Origin of the sequence: Ensifer sesbaniae (genome assembly GCF_013283665.1) — a bacterium.
GTDB classification, from domain to species: domain Bacteria; phylum Pseudomonadota; class Alphaproteobacteria; order Rhizobiales; family Rhizobiaceae; genus Ensifer; species Ensifer sesbaniae.
Window position 1 is genome coordinate 2,310,922 of the sequence record NZ_JABEKU010000002.1, and the last position, 15,585, is coordinate 2,326,506.

Annotated in this window: 17 protein-coding genes; 6 read left to right on the top strand and 11 right to left on the bottom strand. The window is 61.7% G+C overall.

The features are described 5' to 3' along the window. Positions 1 to 7: 7 nt before the first annotated feature. From BHMPCIPO_RS28500 to tauA, 5 genes are all read right to left on the bottom strand, one after another. Positions 8 to 1,408, bottom strand: coding sequence for an NAD(P)/FAD-dependent oxidoreductase (locus BHMPCIPO_RS28500; protein WP_173520060.1), 1,401 nt, complete (start codon positions 1,406 to 1,408; stop codon positions 8 to 10). Between the two features lie 18 nt (positions 1,409 to 1,426). Continuing rightward, positions 1,427 to 1,813, bottom strand: a complete 387-nt coding sequence (locus BHMPCIPO_RS28505; protein ID WP_173520061.1) for a nuclear transport factor 2 family protein — start codon at positions 1,811 to 1,813, stop codon at positions 1,427 to 1,429. Positions 1,814 to 1,923: 110 nt separating this feature from the next. After that, entirely contained in the window at positions 1,924 to 2,751 is an 828-nt protein-coding gene (locus BHMPCIPO_RS28510) for an ABC transporter permease subunit (RefSeq protein WP_173520062.1), read from the bottom strand. Next, the gene (locus BHMPCIPO_RS28515) at positions 2,744 to 3,556 is read right to left on the bottom strand and encodes a taurine ABC transporter ATP-binding protein (RefSeq protein WP_173520063.1); all 813 of its coding nucleotides are present in this window, start codon (positions 3,554 to 3,556) and stop codon (positions 2,744 to 2,746) included. The genes BHMPCIPO_RS28510 and BHMPCIPO_RS28515 overlap by 8 nt, the downstream gene beginning before the upstream one ends. An 86-nt stretch (positions 3,557 to 3,642) precedes the next feature. Continuing rightward, positions 3,643 to 4,659: a taurine ABC transporter substrate-binding protein gene (gene tauA / locus BHMPCIPO_RS28520; RefSeq protein WP_173520064.1), complete on the bottom strand. Its 1,017-nt coding sequence runs from the start codon at positions 4,657 to 4,659 to the stop codon at positions 3,643 to 3,645. A 143-nt stretch (positions 4,660 to 4,802) separates the two neighbouring features. On the opposite strand from tauA, the gene pdxR reads away from it, so the two are divergent. Then, complete coding sequence (gene pdxR, locus BHMPCIPO_RS28525; protein ID WP_173520226.1) at positions 4,803 to 6,284, top strand: MocR-like pyridoxine biosynthesis transcription factor PdxR; 1,482 nt, start codon at positions 4,803 to 4,805, stop codon at positions 6,282 to 6,284. 655 nt (positions 6,285 to 6,939) lie between these two features. On the opposite strand, the gene BHMPCIPO_RS28530 is transcribed toward pdxR, so the two are convergent. The 3 genes from BHMPCIPO_RS28530 to BHMPCIPO_RS28540 form a co-directional block, all read right to left on the bottom strand. Then, positions 6,940 to 7,200, bottom strand: a complete 261-nt coding sequence (locus BHMPCIPO_RS28530; protein WP_173520065.1) for a hypothetical protein — start codon at positions 7,198 to 7,200, stop codon at positions 6,940 to 6,942. 168 nt (positions 7,201 to 7,368) lie between these two features. Next, positions 7,369 to 7,968: a general stress protein gene (locus tag BHMPCIPO_RS28535; RefSeq protein WP_173520066.1), complete on the bottom strand. Its 600-nt coding sequence runs from the start codon at positions 7,966 to 7,968 to the stop codon at positions 7,369 to 7,371. 15 nt (positions 7,969 to 7,983) lie between these two features. Next, positions 7,984 to 8,304, bottom strand: a complete 321-nt coding sequence (locus BHMPCIPO_RS28540) for a PepSY domain-containing protein (protein ID WP_173520067.1) — start codon at positions 8,302 to 8,304, stop codon at positions 7,984 to 7,986. A 196-nt stretch (positions 8,305 to 8,500) separates the two neighbouring features. Between BHMPCIPO_RS28540 and BHMPCIPO_RS28545 the strand changes: the two genes are divergently transcribed. Next, entirely contained in the window at positions 8,501 to 8,797 is a 297-nt protein-coding gene (locus tag BHMPCIPO_RS28545) for a PRC-barrel domain-containing protein (protein WP_173520227.1), read from the top strand. Positions 8,798 to 8,890: 93 nt separating this feature from the next. Here BHMPCIPO_RS28545 and BHMPCIPO_RS28550 read toward each other — a convergent pair whose 3' ends face one another. Beyond that, a complete protein-coding gene (locus BHMPCIPO_RS28550; RefSeq protein ID WP_173520068.1) occupies positions 8,891 to 9,388 on the bottom strand; it encodes a YciE/YciF ferroxidase family protein in 498 nt (165 codons plus the stop codon). 383 nt (positions 9,389 to 9,771) lie between these two features. Here BHMPCIPO_RS28550 and BHMPCIPO_RS28555 point away from each other — a divergent pair, with 383 nt between their 5' ends. The 3 genes from BHMPCIPO_RS28555 (at position 9,772) to BHMPCIPO_RS28565 (ending at position 13,368) form a co-directional block, all read left to right on the top strand. Continuing rightward, the gene (locus BHMPCIPO_RS28555) at positions 9,772 to 11,601 is read left to right on the top strand and encodes an ABC transporter ATP-binding protein/permease (RefSeq protein ID WP_246304591.1); all 1,830 of its coding nucleotides are present in this window, start codon (positions 9,772 to 9,774) and stop codon (positions 11,599 to 11,601) included. 100 nt (positions 11,602 to 11,701) lie between these two features. Further along, positions 11,702 to 12,742 (top strand): glutathione synthetase, encoded by a 1,041-nt coding sequence (locus BHMPCIPO_RS28560; protein WP_173520070.1) that lies wholly within the window; start codon positions 11,702 to 11,704, stop codon positions 12,740 to 12,742. A gap of 158 nt (positions 12,743 to 12,900) precedes the next feature. Then, positions 12,901 to 13,368 (top strand): NUDIX hydrolase, encoded by a 468-nt coding sequence (locus BHMPCIPO_RS28565; protein WP_173520228.1) that lies wholly within the window; start codon positions 12,901 to 12,903, stop codon positions 13,366 to 13,368. Here BHMPCIPO_RS28565 and BHMPCIPO_RS28570 read toward each other — a convergent pair. Both BHMPCIPO_RS28570 and BHMPCIPO_RS28575 read right to left on the bottom strand, forming a co-directional pair. Next, positions 13,365 to 13,559, bottom strand: coding sequence for a hypothetical protein (locus tag BHMPCIPO_RS28570; protein WP_173520071.1), 195 nt, complete (start codon positions 13,557 to 13,559; stop codon positions 13,365 to 13,367). The genes BHMPCIPO_RS28565 and BHMPCIPO_RS28570 overlap by 4 nt on opposite strands. A gap of 149 nt (positions 13,560 to 13,708) precedes the next feature. After that, positions 13,709 to 14,992: a DUF763 domain-containing protein gene (locus BHMPCIPO_RS28575; protein ID WP_173520072.1), complete on the bottom strand. Its 1,284-nt coding sequence runs from the start codon at positions 14,990 to 14,992 to the stop codon at positions 13,709 to 13,711. 253 nt (positions 14,993 to 15,245) lie between these two features. Between BHMPCIPO_RS28575 and BHMPCIPO_RS28580 the strand changes: the two genes are divergently transcribed. Then, on the top strand, positions 15,246 to 15,425 hold the full coding sequence (locus tag BHMPCIPO_RS28580) for a hypothetical protein (protein WP_173520073.1): 180 nt from the start codon (positions 15,246 to 15,248) through the stop codon (positions 15,423 to 15,425). Positions 15,426 to 15,585 lie beyond the last annotated feature (160 nt).

Consider the following 15,585-nt stretch of genomic DNA (forward strand, 5'->3'; position numbering starts at 1 on the left):
CAAAGAGTTAGAGGATCTCGTCGCGGAGGTAGTACCAGCGGTACATTCCCCATTGGCCAAGCCGGCGGAACGGCGTCAAAAGCCCGTGGCTCGGCAAGGGCGAGGTGAAGATGGGAAGGTCGAGGGCGCCGCCCTTGCCGGCGACCATCTGGGCCATGCGGCGGCCGGCCTGGGCGGAATACATGACGCCGTTGCCGCCATAACCCATGGCGTAGAACAGCCTTTGGCCCGGATCCGGCTGGAAGATGCGCGGCATCATGTCGTGGCTGACATCCACCCAGCCCCACCAGGAGTAGTCGATGTCGATGCCCTTCAGCGCCGGAAACTTGCGGTAGAGACCTCCGAGCAGCAGCTCGAGATGCTTCGGATTGCCGGCATCGCGCCCGGTGATGGCGCTGCGACTGCCGATCTGCACGCGGCCATCGGGCAGCATGCGGTAGTAGTGGCGGAGTGTGCGCGTGTCGGTGAGCGGTATGCGCGCCTTGAAGTTCAGCGCCTGCTGCTCGCCTTCAGTCAGCGGCCGGGTGACGATCGAGTTCGACAGGATCGGCATCAGCCGGTGGCGCGTGAGCGCATTCATGCCGGGTGACGTGTAGCCCGCGGTTGCAATGCAGACGGCGCGGGCACGAACCGTGCCGCCTGGCGTCGTCAGGTAGTGCAAGCCACCCTTCGCCGTGCAGGAGAGCACGGGACTGGAGGTATGCACCTTTGCGCCAAGCCGGCGGGCGAGATTCAGGTAGCCGAAGGCGAGCTTTGCCGCATGAATGCCCATGCCGTCTGGCTCATACATCGCCCCGCGCGCTTCCTCGTCGCGGACGAAATCGCGGTGGATCTCCTCGCGCGAGACCATGCGGGCTCGGTAGCCAAACGTGTCGTTGAGGACGCGAACCTCGCTCTCGAGCGCCGGCAGCATCTTGTCGCGGTGGGCGATATAGAGATGGCCGCCGTCCTGCGGATCGCAGTCGATCTCCGGTTCCCGGACCAGCGCCCGGAAAAGGTCGAAGCCTTCGGCGATCTCGGCATGCATCTTTCTGGCGACATCCACACCCCAACGGGCAATCCATTGCGAGCGCTTCAGCCGGCCGGCGGAAATCTGCGCCTGCCCGCCATTGCGGGTGCTGCAGCCCCAGGCAACGCCATTGGCCTCCAGCACCGTCGCCTTGATGCCGTGGTCGCGCGCCAGATGGATGGCACAGGAGAGGCCGGTATAGCCCGAACCGATGATGGCGACGTCGACATCGATGTCCCGGGTGACGGGACCGTCATCCTCGGGTTCGGGCCCGGCGGTACCAATCCAGTAGGTCGGCGCATAGTCCTTGCCCGTGCCGGGGCTGCGGGCATGGTTGGGATCGTAGGCCGGATCAAACGGCTGCCTTGCGGGCTTGAGGGGTGTGGCGCGCAGTTGCATGGCTCTTGCTCCAGGCCATCAGTAGCGGGGTTGCAGGACCGGGCGGTTCTTGCGGAACGCCTGCTTGCGCACGATCTTGCCGTTGCGGAATGTGAAGAGGTCGCAGCCTTCCGCCTCGATGCGGCTGCCATCGGCCGCCGTGCCCGAGAAGGTCCATTCGGACACGCCGCGATCGCCCTCGACGAAGTGGCTATGGTTGCCCCACTCGGCATCCGGCATCGATTTCCAGACGCTGCTGAAAGCATCTGCGATCGCTCCGGTGCCGACGAAGCGGGTGCCGTGGATCTCCGGCCCGCCGACCGCATTGAATACGCAGTCCTCGGCGAAGAAGCGCATGACCCCGTCAATGTCGTGCCGGTTGAAGGCATCGAACAAGGTTTTGAGATCGGTTGCAGAGAGTGTCATGGTCCTGTCCTTTGGCTTGGTCCGAAGGCATGGCTTCGCCGGAGACGGGAAATGCCGTCTTCAAAAGGCCGCCAGGCCGAATTCAGATAAAGTGTCGAAGTTGCCGCCGGTTACAGGCGGCCCTTCCAGGGGATCAGCGCCTTTTCGAGGTAGCGGATCAAAAGATCGAAGGCGAAAGCGAAGATGCCGATGATGAAGATGCCCATGATCACGGTATCGCTTTCGAGGTTTTCGGCGGCGTTGAGGACCATGAAGCCCAGGCCTCGGTTTGCAGCAACCATTTCCGCGGCCACCAGAGTGGTCCAGCCGACGCCGATGCCGATGCGCATGCCGGTGAAGATCTCGGGCAAGGCGGCCTTCATGATCACCTGGCTGATCACCTGTCCGCGCGTGGCTCCCATCGCATAGGCCGCGTGGATCTGTTCGGTCGAGACCGAACGTACCCCTGCCCTTGCGGCAATCGCCATCGGCGCGAAGATCGCCAGATAGATCAGGAACACCTTCGGGAACTCGCCGATGCCAAGCCAGATGATCACCAGCGGCAGGTAGGCAAGCGGCGGCAGCGGCCGGTAAAATTCGATGATCGGATCGAAGAGGCCGCGCACGACGCGATTGACCCCCATCAGGATGCCGATCGGCACCGCCGTCACCAACGCCAGCAGGAAGGCACCGAAGACGCGGCCGATACTGGCGAGCGTATGCTCTATCAGCGTCGAGTTCGAAACGCCGTCGGTCAGCGCCAGTATGAATTTGTCCCAGACCGCCAGCGGCGACGGCAGGAAGAGCGGTTTGACCCAGCCGGATTCGGTGACGGTGAACCAGAGGGCGACGAGAACGACCGTCGTTGCGAAACTGATCAGGCCGCTGCTTCCGTCACCTGGCGCACCGAAGATCTTTCCGGCCTTGGCGGGCTTGGCCCGTGTCACTCTATCAAGCATGGGCCACCTCCGGGTTGCCGGACGCACGTTCGTCGCCATAGATGATGCCGAGCACTTCCTCGCGCATGCGGATGAATTCCGGGCTGGACTTGATCGCACGCGCATTGCCCTCGGCGAGGAAACGCTTGTTGAAGTCGAGCTCGTAGGTGTGGGTGATGCGGCCCGGGCGCGGCGACATGACGATCAGCCGCGAGCCGAGGAACAGCGCCTCTTCGACGCTGTGGGTGATGAAGAAGAACATCTTGTTGGTGAGCTGCCAGACCTTGAGCAGCAGTTCCTGAATGGTCTCTCGCGTCAGCGCGTCGAGCGCTGCCATCGGCTCGTCCATCAGCAGCATGGCGGGATCGCAGGTCAGTGCCCGCGCAATGCCGACGCGTTGCTGCATGCCGCCCGACAGGTGATAGATCATGTGCCGGTGGAAGTCCTGCAGCCCGACCAAGGCGAGGTTCCTGGTGGCGAGTTCCCGCCTCGTCGCCTTGTCGACACCACGCAGCTTGAGACCGAATTCGGTGTTCTCGATCACGTTGAGCCACGGCAGAAGAGCGTGTTTCTGGAAGACCACGCCACGTTCGGCGCCCGGCCCGTTGACCTGGTGGTTGCCAAGCGTGATATCGCCCTCCGAGGGGGCCATGAAGCCCGCCATCAGATTGAGCAAGGTGGTTTTTCCGCAGCCGGAAGCACCCAATGCAACGACGAAATCGCCGCTGTTGATGGTAAGGTTCACACCTTTCAAGGCGATGATCGCCTGGTCCGAGTACAGGCCCGGATAGGTCAGACTGATGTTCCTGACGCTCAGTGTTTCCATGAGAAATGCCTCCCTGCACCTCGGTCACGGTCTCGATGATGGACGCACCGGCCGCTCCCCACGGCCGGCGCAACAGGCAGAATACGCTATTGCGCGGCAGCCTTCGCGAAGTTCGCGTTGACGTAGGGCGCATAGTCGTCAAGCGAATTGCCGATCTGCTTCTGTTCGACCAGGAATTTTGCGCTCTCGCCGAGCGCGCGCGTCGCACCGCCGCCGAGCCAGACGTCGGAGGCCTGCTCATCCGCATTCGGGAAAGAGAGGAGGCGCAGGGCTTCCACCGTGCTCGGGCCGTCGCCGCCGATCAGCTTGACGATACCCTGGACCTCGGCCGACTCTTCCGTCCAGGCGGCCTTGTTGGAATTGTAGTCGGCATAGGCTTTCGCCAGGACCTTGGTGAAGGCCTCCATCAGCTTCGGGTTTTCTTCCGCCCAGGCCTTGTCGACCACCAGGCCGTCGAAGGTCGGTACGCTCGCCGCACCGATCACCTCGGAATCGGAGATCGTCTTGCCGGTCTTCTGGATTTCGGAAAGCGCCGGCGGCCAGACATAGGCGGCATCGATATCGCCACGCTGCCAGGCGGCGACGATCTGCGGCGGCTTCAGGTTGAGGATCTCCACCTCGCGGGGATCGACGTTCCAGACCTTGTTCATGCCGACAAGCAGATGGAAGTGCGAGGTCGAGACGAAGGGGACGGCGACTTTCTTGCCCTTGAGGTCGGCCGGCGTTTCGATGCCCGAGCCGTCGCGCGCAACCAGCGCTTCCGACTGGCCGATATTGTCGAGGATCCAGAAGAGCTGCAGGTCGACACCGCGTGTGGCGGCAGCCGCCGTGCCGGTCGACCCGAGAACGCCGATCGGCACGTCGCCGGAAGCAAGCGCCGTCGTGATGTCGCCGGCCGAGCTGAACTGACGCCAGTCGATCGAATAGCCGGCTTCCTTGGCCGCCGCGTCGAAACGGCCATCGGCGATCGCGGCGACGAAGGGGCCAACGATCTGCTGATAGCCGACGACAAGCTTCGTCTCCGCATAAGCTGCGCTGGATGCGGCAAGGCTCGCCACGATGCTGGCTGCTGCTGCCAACCGCTTGAAATGTCCATGTAGCATTCTTCGTTCTCCTCTTTGATTATTGATTGACCGGTTTTTCCGGCCTTGCTGACGACGATAAGGCCGAGGCTTGGCTTGCGTTATATCCAGTTTGGAAGTTGAATAGATCCAGATTGAGCTCGCTGAGGGCCGCCTTTGTGCGCATGAGCGTTTCCGAAACGATTTTCTTCATCGAGCGCGAAAGCGGGATCGGCCTGCAGGCGCAATTGCGCGAGACGGTGGTTTCGGCGGTGCTCGCCGGTCGGGTGCAGCCCGGCGCGCACCTGCCCTCGACGCGCAAGCTCGCTGACTATCTGCGCATCTCACGCATCACGGTAACCCTCGCCTACCAGGAATTGATCTCTCAGGGTTACGTCGAGGCCGCCAGCCGCAGTTCCTATCGCATCACCGATAATCCGCCAGGCAGGGACGTGGACGACAATCTCCCGTCCGGCGGTTCCGCCCCGGTGGACTGGAGCAGCAAGATCAAGATGAGCTTCGGCGTGGTGCGCCAGATCCCGAAGCCGCTGGATTGGCGCCGTTATCCCTTCCCCTTCCTCTATGGCCAGATGGACCCGACGCTCTTCGATCTCAACGCCTGGCGTGATTGCGCCCGCCGGGCGCTCGCCCGTGAGGACTTCGTCTTGATGGCGAGCGACTTTGCCGCGGCCGATGACGTGCGGCTCGTCAATTACATCTGCTCGCGCACGTTGCCGCGACGCGGCATCCATGCCACTCCGGACGAAATTCTCGTCACCGTCGGCGCCCAGAATGCGCTCTGGATCGTGACCCGACTGATCCTGGACAGGGCCTCGGCCGCGGTCTGCGAAAACCCATGCCACCCCGACATCAGCGCCTCGCTGCTGCTGAGCGGTGCTGATGTCACCACAGTCGACGTCGATGGCGAGGGCCTTTCGCCGGATGCCCTGCCGGAGAACGTCGACGCCGTGTTCGTGACGCCGAGCCACCATTCACCGACGGGCGCGACAATGCCGGTCGACCGGCGCGCGCGGCTGCTTGAGGCCGCCGAGGAGAAGGACTTCGTCATCGTCGAGGACGACTACGAGTTCGAGATCAGCTATCTGGCACCGCCCTCGCCGGCACTGAAGGCCCTCGATCCGACCGGGCGTGTGCTCTACATCGGCAGCTTCTCGAAATCGCTGTTTCCAGGACTCCGGCTCGGCTACCTCGTCGCGCCGGCCCCCTTCATCCGCGAGGCCCGCGCGCTCCGCTCGCTGATGCTGCGCCATCCGCCCGGTCACCTGCAGCGCACCGCAGCCTATTTCCTGGCGCTCGGCCACTATGACGCCGTGCTGCATCGCATGCGCACGGAGTATCACAAGCGCCACGTCATCATGGCAGAGGCACTCCGCCGCGAGGGCTTGACGATCGCGGGCTCGTCGGTCTTCGGCGGCACGTCTTTCTGGATCAAGGGACCGGAAGGGCTCGACGCCGATCGACTTGTGAGCGAACTGCGCCAGGATGGAGTGCTCGTCGAATCCGGCTCCCCCTTCTTCCCCAGAAGTGACGAGCCCTGTCGCTACTTCCGCATGGGCTATTCGTCCATTCCGAGCGCGAGTATCCCGGAAGGTGTTGCCCGTGTTCGCGCCCGCATCGATCTCCTTTCAGGCCAGCGACGATTGTAGGCAACCGGATCGGCGGCCGTGAACGGAATATCACCGCGCTTGCCGATGCGGATGCCCAGTTGGAACCATTGAAGATGACCTCGGTTGTATCCTTGGCCCCTCTCCTCATCGGGTAGCGGGCGCAGAGGATACATATGAGGCAGACAAATGGTTGAGCATTTGGACGAGCGCGGCGAACCGGAATCTGCAACGCATGATGCGGAGCGAACCCAGTTTTCGCCACGCGAGGCCAGGCAGGCAGGATTGGGCAGGCGCGTCCTTCTGGTGCTCGTCGCCAGCCTGGCTTTGGCGCTGGCCGCATGGGGCCTCGTGGAATGGGGGCAAGGCGTTGGCTCTGATCAAACCGGTTCGGTTGAACGCACTGGGCCCGCCTCTTCGGGTCAACGGCCGGAAGCCGAGCAGCGCCCGAGCACCGAGAGCCCGGAAGGCCTGGCACCCACGGATCGCAACCCGACCCCACAATCCGGAACGGGCGCACCAAGCAACAACAGCGCGCCCGATGATACCAACAGGTGACGGGAAAGCTGGCCTTCGATGTTGGGGGGACACCGACGGTGAATAATGCGCCGGGCATCGGCGAGGTACGCAGATCCCTGCAGGCGCGTTTGGCCCGGTCACAGTCGGAAGGGCAGTCCTAGCTCGTGCTCCGGCGAGATCAGGGCCGGTCCACGAATTTGTTGAACCTGCTCAGGCGGCCATCCGCCGTCTTGTCCTGGCGAAGAAACAACAGCTTGTTGTGATCGAAGATGCGGAAAAACTCATCCCAAGAGATCGGCTCCAGGTCCACCTCTGCTTCCCCGAAATCGATCCGCAATATTCCATCGAGGGCACCTTTTACCCGGGCGGGTCTTCCCTTGCGCGCTTCGGCCCAATGGCGAATTTCGTCGTGGTTGTCGGTGGTTTGTGCCTCGCTCATGCACTCGCTCCTTGCGCTCAGTCGCTACACCGTATCGAACCGCTTTCATGCAGGTTTGTTCCCCGCGTGCGCACTGCCGCTGCGGACGCCAACTGGTACAATAGACGGCGTCGGAAACGAACAAACTTGCCGCGCACTTTGCGTGACGTTTAATGGCAGCGGCTGGATCTAAAGACCGGAACGCAACCGATCCCGATGCATCCCGATCTCGGTCTCTGTCAGCGGCTCCCCTCGTTCATCGAAGCGACGCCAACCGGTTGCTTCGTAGGTGGCGCGACGTTCGGCCAGATCGACGCCCCTGTTGCGAAAGATCATCTCTGCACGCTCGGCCAGATGTTCGCTCAGCGACCGCGCCGTCACGAGTGCGCCGCCACGGCGGATGCCCTCGGCATACACGTTCGCGTCCGCTTCATCGATACCCGATTCCGAAAGTGCGCCGATCACGCCGCCCACGGCACCGCCGGCGATGGCGCCGGTTGCGGCGCCCGCAGCCGTTGCAGCCAGCCACCCCGCCGCGACGATCGGACCGATACCGGGAACAGCCATAAGGCCGAGGCCCGTCAACAGGCCGATCGCGCCTCCATTGGTGGCGCCGATGGCCGCGCCGGCTCCGGCGCCCTCGGCAGCGCCGCTCTCAGGAGAATATCGGCCGCCCGTGTTGTTGGCGATAATGCCGATGTTTTCCGGAGGAATTCCGGCTTGCTCCAGTTCACTGACCGCCGACTGCGCATCCGTATAGTCGTCGAACAAACCACTTACGGTTTTCATGTCGAGATCTCCTCACTATTTCGATTGAGACGTCACGTTGCCCTGATAGTCGAGGGCGACCTCAACGGACTTTCCGCCCCTTGTCGCTGCAGCCCGCCAGACGCCCTGGCTGTCCAGTTTCAAGCCCTGCACGGAAGCGTAGCCGGCCTTTTCGATGCGATCCTTGGCCTGAGCTTCGGTGAAGCTGCTGGCGCCGGCCACCGGTGCGGTCGGATTGTTCGAGTCCGGGGTCGCAATGGCGGGCGTCTCGCCGTCTGGATTGGGCGTCGTCTGCGCGAAGGCCGGCATTGCGACAACACCGAAGAGCGCTGCCATTGCGAGAGTGGTGCGTTTCATGGAGGACCTCTTACCGGGTCCCAATCGGCCCGTGGCGCTCTAACCGGGGGATACCCTGCAAGTTCCGAGAAACATCCGAATTTTGACGGCCATCGACCTGTTTCTCGATACCGACGACGGCTGCCAGCCGTGGTTCGAGTGGAACAGTTTCGTCCAGTGCCGGTTCTTTTCGGTTCATTTCAAAGGAGCAACGAAAATGGATCACACCAATCACGTACGCCTCGACCCGACGGAACTCACGCCTGCTGTCCTTGAAGGCGCGACAGTATATGGGGTGGATGACGACAAGGTCGGCACGGTTGATCACGTCCACGGCGCCGGCGCCGCCAGCACCGTTATCATTGACGTCGGCGGCTTTCTCGGCATCGGCGCAAAGCCGGTTGCAGTACCCACTGCCGACCTCGATTTCATGCGGGATGAAAACGGTGAGGTTCATGCGGTGACGGCCTGGACCAAGGATCAACTCAAGGCGATGCCCGAGCATCGCGAGTGACCATGGCGGCCCGGCCCCGTGCCGGGCCTCTTCTCGCCCACCGCCCGCCTTGACGCGAAGGGCGAACCTTACGCCCTCCGCGCCTCGCTGCGATCAAGCTGCAACCTTTGCCTTGTTGTTGGCGGCGGACAGGGCGATCTTGGTGAGTGCCTTGTCGGTCGCCCCTTCTTCCTGAAGGGTCTGGTCGAGCAGCAGCGCCGCCTTCTCCAACCCAAGCTGCTTGGCCCAGGTCTTCAGGGTGCCGTATCGCGCGATCTCATAGTGTTCGACCGCCTGAGCCGCGGAGATGAGGCCGGCGTCGAGAGCCGGGCTCCCCTTGAATTCCTCCATGATCTCCTCGCCCTCGGCGATGATCCCCTGAATAGCCTCGCAGGTCTTGCCCTGCGCACGTTTGTCGATGATCTCAAAGACCTGTTGCAGGCGCTCGACATGGTGCTCCGTTTCGTCCCGATGCTTCTGGAATGCCGCTTTGCTATCGGGCAATTGCGCCGCGCGCGCCATTTTCGGCAGCGCTTTCAGTATCTGCTTCTCCGCATAGTAGATGTCCTTAAGGCCGTCATAAAACAGCGCCTCGAGTGTCTTCTCCGGCATAGCAAGCTCCTGTGCCATCTGGTTGGAGCGCCTCCAACATCTGCGGCGACAAAAGGTTCCGGACGGCGCCGAAGCAGGGACCCGGAGTGCGAAGCGTGTCCGGGCACGGCCCTTCGACAGGTTGGGCATAAACGGGCGGAATTGATCCGTAACGACATTTCGATCACCGACACCTAAGCCTCGTAGATGAAAGGATCTCTGCAATTGGCAGGGGCGCTGGCCCCTCCTGCAATATTCCTCGGATTTGACAAGCCCGATCCTCGCCCCAGTTCATGGGGATGGCTTTAAGTGAGGTCGTGCGCAGTAACGCACAGCGAACAGCAGCACTGGTCAGATGGACCTTCGGCCGGGAGCGACGACACCGGACCAGTCCTGTTGCTTCAATGCGCAGCTTTTGGGGTCTGTTGCTGGCCTACTGGCTCTCCGAGCGTTGGCGCGAGGCCTGGGGCTTAACGTTTCTTATCCTGCTGCTCACCGGCTTGTCGGCCCAGGCAAGCGTATGGTTCGCCTTGACCTCCGGCGAACTCGTCAATCGGATCGCTAATTTTCACCATCCCACCGTGCCGACGACGCCCTGGTCGCTCCTGACCACCGCAGCCACGCTTGCCGCGATCGCGATCACTAGGGACGCAGGATTCACTGCAGTCCGTCATTTCTTTAACACCACACTCCACCGGAAATGGCGCCAATGGCTGGACGATCGCTTCAACCAGGCGCTGCTCGATTCCAACCACACCCATTTTCACCTCCTGCAAAACGGGTTTGGCGCCGCAAGCGAGGCGGAGGCTTCATCGCCCGACAACATCGATCAGAGGATACAGGAAGCCATAAAGGGCATGACGGGCGGTGCAATCGGCCTGGGCGTGGGCATAGCCGGCGTCGTGCTATCGCTTGGATTCGTCGGGCTAAAACTGATCGAGACGTCGAGCACCGTCAGAGGACTCGATCTCCTGGGCAGCTACGGCAGCGCCTGTTTGACATTCCTCGCAATCGCGATCTACGTGCCGCTGAATACGTTCCTCGCAGCCAAGCTCGGTCATGTCCTGCAGGGTCTCTCGATACGCATCCAATCGGCGGAAGGCAGTTATCGCAGCGAATTGAACCAATTGTTGCACCGCAGTTTTCATGTTGCGGTAATTAATGGCGAACCGGCCCAGAAGGCGGTCAACCGGCGCCGATATCGCGAGATTGATCGCACCTGGGCAAGCCTCAATCGCGTGACCGCCGGGTTCATGGGGTTCGAACTGGTGCACAATTTCATCGGCTCACGCATTGTCGCCTACGCACCAGGGCTGCTCCCCTACGTCGACAAAACGATCAGCCTGCAGGACTATGTCACCGGCGCCGAGCTGGCGACGGCGCTCATCAACGAATGCTCGTGGTTCATCCACGCGATGCCCGACATCGCGACGCTAAGGGCCGATGCACGCCGGATCACCGAACTTGCGCAAGCGATAGAAAGCGTGCAGCTGCCGCAGGACTACTATGCCCGAACCGGCCCCTCGGCGTTCGAATACAAGACCCAGGATGCCGCGCGGGGCCTGACCGTCCACTCGGTCGAACTCCTGCATGTTGGCGACGACACCCCCTTTTTGATCGCCGACAAGCTGCATTTCCTCCCTGGAGAGTGGACGTTGGTGGTCGGTGAATCCGGTAGCGGCAAGACCTCGCTGCTCAAAGCGATCAACGGTCTTTGGGCACACGGCCGCGGTACGATCACCACGCCCGAAAACGTTCGAAGCCTCTACGCCGCCCAAGACGTCAAGCTCCAGGGCGTTTGCCTGAAGGATCTCGTCTGTTTGCCAGATGAGGCTGACAGCCATAGCGACGCCGCTGTCGTGGCGGCGCTGGAGGAGGCCAGGCTCGAAGAATTTGCGGGCGAGCTTTCAAAGGATGGTCGCGAGGGCCAGACCTGGGACAAGCTTCTCTCCGGAGGCGAGAAACAGAAGCTCGTCCTGGCCAAGATCATTTTGTTAAAGCCGGGCCTGCTCTTCCTCGACGAGGCGACGAGTGCCCTGGATAGCCAGGCGGTCCAGGCATTTCATCAATCGATCAAGGAGCATTGCCCAAAGGCGACTGCAATCGCCATCATGCATGACACTTCGTCGATCCAATCAGGGGGTGACACCCATCTTTTCGACAGCGTGCTGACCATCGACAACGGTATCGCGAAGAAAGCGCCGATGGCAGCCTGGCGCGACGCGCAGGAGTAGGCCGTCTTGGTGCAGTGTCGTCCCGCCCTATTTCTTAGGTCGTGCGCGGTGCATCAGGCACTGGCGCGAACGGGACCAAAATCCGAAGCTGGGAACCCCAATGCGAATCGCCCTCCTTGTCAACGCACTCGAAACCGAAGCGCCAGCTTATACGACCACAGCGTTGGCGCTTGCCGCGCTCGCCCGCGGGCATGAGGTCCTTTATGTCACGCCCGGTGATTTTATCCTGCGCCCGGACGACACATTGATGATACGGGCGGCCGGTTTCGACGGAACACGGCCAAAGAAACCAGAAACGCTTTTGCGCGCACTCAGGGATGCAGACAGGGCCGTCGTCAACATTGAAGACGTGGATGTTCTGTTTCTGCGCAACGATCCTTCTGAGGATGCGGAGAGCCGTCCTTGGGCATCGCACGCCGGGGCGAATTTCGGTCGTCTCGCCACAGAGCGCGGTACGATCGTGGTCAACGACCCCTGCGGTTTGGCATTGGCACAAGACAAGCTCTATTTTCAGGATTTCCCGGTGGCCGTTCGCCCGACAACTCTGATCTCCAAGGACATCGATGAAATTCGCGCGTTCATCGACGGTTACTCCGAGGGCGTGATCATCAAACCGTTGCAGGGATCTGGCGGTAGAAATGTTTTCAGGGTCGCGACCAGCACGGAAGGCAACCTTACTCAAATTGTCGAGGCCGTCGGCGTCGTCGGCTATCTGATTGTGCAGAGCTACCTTCCGAAGGCATCGGAAGGCGACACGCGGTTGTTCCTGATGAACGGACGGCCGCTCCAGAGGGGCGGCGTCTATGCTGCGTTCAGACGCGTGCCGCCGAAGGGAGACGTGCGGTCCAATATCCACGGCAGCGGCACTCCAAAGGCGGCGCACGTTACGAAAGAGATGCTGGCGATCGCCGAAACACTACGTCCGAAACTGGTTGAGGACGGCATGTTCCTGGTCGGCCTTGATATTGTCGGCGACAAGCTTCTCGAAATCAACGTATTCACGCCTGGCGGCCTCCAGACCATCCGCGAGCTTCACGACATTGATTTCTGCGAGGAGATCTTGGATTCACTGGAAAACAAGGTCGAGATCAAGAAGACCTATCGCGGATCGCTCAGCAACCGGATCCTGTCAACGCTTTGAACCGGCCGGTCGTCCGTCCCGCGTTCCACTTTCGCTTAATGCGTTGCGCGTGATGTGTTGGCGGAACAGAACCGCCTATCTGGTTGTTGTCCCCTACTTTCGAGTGGCAGACAGAAAGCCTGCCCGTATACAAGGGCAGCAAAGGAGATAGCGTTTCTGTGAATTTTCTACATCAAATTGCCTCTGACGTGCAGTTGATGCTTCGCCGGCCGCCACGCATGCAATACGCGGCCCTGTGTTACCGCCGTAAGGACAACGCACCGGAAATTCTTCTCATCACCAGCCGGGACACCGGCCGCTGGGTCATTCCGAAGGGCTGGCCGATGAAGGGAAAACGCGCGCATGAGGTCGCGGCGAGAGAGGCCTATGAGGAAGCAGGCGTCAAAGGCACTTGCCAGAGGTTCCCGTTCGGCCACTACTTCTACAAAAAACGGCTGGACCACGGACTCAAGATTTCCTGCAGGGTTCAGCTCCACCTCCTCGAAGTCGGGCGCATGCGCCGGAAATTCCCCGAGAAGGGTGAGCGGAAGCTGGCCTGGTTCGACTATCGGGAAGCGGCAAAGCGTGTCGCCGAGCCCTCGCTGCGGGACCAATTGCTCCGTTTCGGGCGGCAATGCGCTTCTTAGTGGACGCTGGCGACCTTGACGGCGCTGGCGAAATCTTCCGCCACCAGTTCACTGATCGCGATCAACACCTCCTCCACCGAAAACCCGGAGTCGATCGTTTCGCGGATCAAAAGCTGAAGATCAAGCTCAACGACGTCACGGCAATCCTCGAGCCGTTCCTCAGATACCGTGATGCTCTGCAGTTCTTCCATCGCGAGACTCCTCTTGGCGTGGATTCTGCTGGCTCGCCCTCGCAAGCTTCCTTCCAACCCTTGGGAGGAGGTTTGAGTTCCGGCGAGAACTTCTCGAAGAGATCAAAGAAAGAGATTCGCTGCAACGCCTTGCTGTCGCACGGAGCTGTCTATCGGTCGCGGCGACCGAAACGGGGCGATCGCTCCGCGTCCTCCGATGGTCCTGCCGGTCCTTCCCAGCCAAATACACTGCGGCCGCCGAACTCTTGCGATTGGCGAAACTCGCCGGCCACAATTTCCTTGAGATCCGGGCCGGTTACATATTTTTCGAGCTGGCGAGCCTGATCGTCCAGGCGTTTGAGAACCTGCATCTCTTCGTGGCGACCGAGCTTCGCCTTCGACACGGCCGACTTCATCACCCGGATCGTCTCGTCATAGACTTTCAGGGGCACCTGAAATGGGTGGCGATCCTTGCCTCCATGGGCAAGCGAGAAGCGCGCCGGATCGGCAAACCGGCATGGCGCACCGTGTACGACTTCGGCCACCATCGCCAGCGCCTTGACGGTCCGCGCCCCAACGCCCGGCACCAGCAGGAGGTGCTCGAAATCCTCTGGACCGCGGTCGGCAGCGGCTGCGAGCGTGGCGTGCAGACGCTTCATGTTGACGTCTTCCTGACGCACGTCGTGATGTGCTGGCATGATCAGATGCGGCAGCATCGGCTGCGCGGTTTGCCTGGCTTCGCGCCCGGGCTCGATAGCCACGACCTCCCGGACAATCCGATCCGGGCCGAGCGAAGCCAGCAGATCGAGCTGGCTGTTGCGCGAGGCCGCGGCGCGGCGATCGGCAAGATTGACGATCTCGCCCTGCCGCACACCCTCGATCGCCGTATGAGGCGAGTCCACGAAGCTGGTGATACCCTCCGACAGCCAGTGGTAGCGCCGGGCCTGCCGCTTTTCGCCGTTCATGCCCTGTTGCACGACGACCCATTTGCCGTCGTCGGCGACGATAAAACCATGCAGGTAAAGGTCGAATCCATCCTGCACCGCCGCGCTGTCGACCTTTGCGACGAGGCGGCTGGTGGTCGCAAGGCCACCTCCATCCAGACCCACGCGCTCGCCGATCGCAATCAACTCGCCAGGCGTCTCCCGAGAATTCCGCCCTCGCCCGCCGCAAACATGAATGCCGAGTTCGCGGGACAGAGGCGACAAACCACGCTTCAGGGCGCCGATGACGCTGGTGGTGATGCCCGAGGAGTGCCAGTCCATGCCCATGACGCATCCGAAAGACTGAAACCAGAACGGATGCGCCAGCCGCCGAAGAAATTCGTCTCGACCGTATTCGATGACGATCGCCTGGGTGATGATCGCGCCAAGTTTCGTCATGCGCTCGCCAAGCCACCGGGGAACCCGGCCACCATGAAGCGGAAGATCGGCACTGCCTGCTCTTTGGACCATTCGGCCTTATACACCGCCAGATGATCCTGTCACACAGGAAAGTTCTCCAAACGTTCTCATCAGCGACGGCAGACCGCGAGACCACGGCCCCGGTCGGGAACTTTAGGCATCATCGCAGGTTCTAATATAACCCTGCAGGCCCATGGTGTTCAGCACTGACCATGGGTGCAAGACAGCATCAGAGCAGTCCCAAATTCCTTTCGGCCGGCTCTGCTGCTGTCGAGGGATAAGGTGACATGCAAAGGACTTGGAGATGAACCACAAGCACAGCTATGACAAGCCGCGGAGGTCTTCGACAGAACTGCCGATAGGCTTGATGCTGCTCGCCATCTTGGGGATTGCGGCCTATCTGTTCGTCGCCGGTGCGTTCTCCGGCGAAAGAAATAATGTCGCCGTCTATCTTCCGAAGACGACAGCATCGGACCCGCGGTGAACGCATCAGACGTCGGCCGGCGCCCGCTTGGTCATTGCCGAGATCAAATGCGGGTCCTTGGGACAGCTGACGCCTCGGCCTCCTGCGCTGACGGACTATGGACGGCTAGGGCGAATCGACATTCACTGGAGCCAACTCATTGCGGCGACGAGATAGAGGA

Coding starts and splice junctions, on each gene's coding strand:
- BHMPCIPO_RS28500 (WP_173520060.1), bottom strand. CDS start 1,408: ATGCAACTGCGCGCCACACCCCTCAAGCCCGCAAGGCAGCCGTTTGAT.
- BHMPCIPO_RS28505 (WP_173520061.1), bottom strand. CDS start 1,813: ATGACACTCTCTGCAACCGATCTCAAAACCTTGTTCGATGCCTTCAAC.
- BHMPCIPO_RS28510 (WP_173520062.1), bottom strand. CDS start 2,751: ATGCTTGATAGAGTGACACGGGCCAAGCCCGCCAAGGCCGGAAAGATC.
- BHMPCIPO_RS28515 (WP_173520063.1), bottom strand. CDS start 3,556: ATGGAAACACTGAGCGTCAGGAACATCAGTCTGACCTATCCGGGCCTG.
- tauA (WP_173520064.1), bottom strand. CDS start 4,659: ATGCTACATGGACATTTCAAGCGGTTGGCAGCAGCAGCCAGCATCGTG.
- pdxR (WP_173520226.1), top strand. CDS start 4,803: ATGAGCGTTTCCGAAACGATTTTCTTCATCGAGCGCGAAAGCGGGATC.
- BHMPCIPO_RS28530 (WP_173520065.1), bottom strand. CDS start 7,200: ATGAGCGAGGCACAAACCACCGACAACCACGACGAAATTCGCCATTGG.
- BHMPCIPO_RS28535 (WP_173520066.1), bottom strand. CDS start 7,968: ATGAAAACCGTAAGTGGTTTGTTCGACGACTATACGGATGCGCAGTCG.
- BHMPCIPO_RS28540 (WP_173520067.1), bottom strand. CDS start 8,304: ATGAAACGCACCACTCTCGCAATGGCAGCGCTCTTCGGTGTTGTCGCA.
- BHMPCIPO_RS28545 (WP_173520227.1), top strand. CDS start 8,501: ATGGATCACACCAATCACGTACGCCTCGACCCGACGGAACTCACGCCT.
- BHMPCIPO_RS28550 (WP_173520068.1), bottom strand. CDS start 9,388: ATGCCGGAGAAGACACTCGAGGCGCTGTTTTATGACGGCCTTAAGGAC.
- BHMPCIPO_RS28555 (WP_246304591.1), top strand. CDS start 9,772: ATGCGCAGCTTTTGGGGTCTGTTGCTGGCCTACTGGCTCTCCGAGCGT.
- BHMPCIPO_RS28560 (WP_173520070.1), top strand. CDS start 11,702: ATGCGAATCGCCCTCCTTGTCAACGCACTCGAAACCGAAGCGCCAGCT.
- BHMPCIPO_RS28570 (WP_173520071.1), bottom strand. CDS start 13,559: ATGGAAGAACTGCAGAGCATCACGGTATCTGAGGAACGGCTCGAGGAT.
- BHMPCIPO_RS28575 (WP_173520072.1), bottom strand. CDS start 14,992: ATGGTCCAAAGAGCAGGCAGTGCCGATCTTCCGCTTCATGGTGGCCGG.
- BHMPCIPO_RS28580 (WP_173520073.1), top strand. CDS start 15,246: ATGAACCACAAGCACAGCTATGACAAGCCGCGGAGGTCTTCGACAGAA.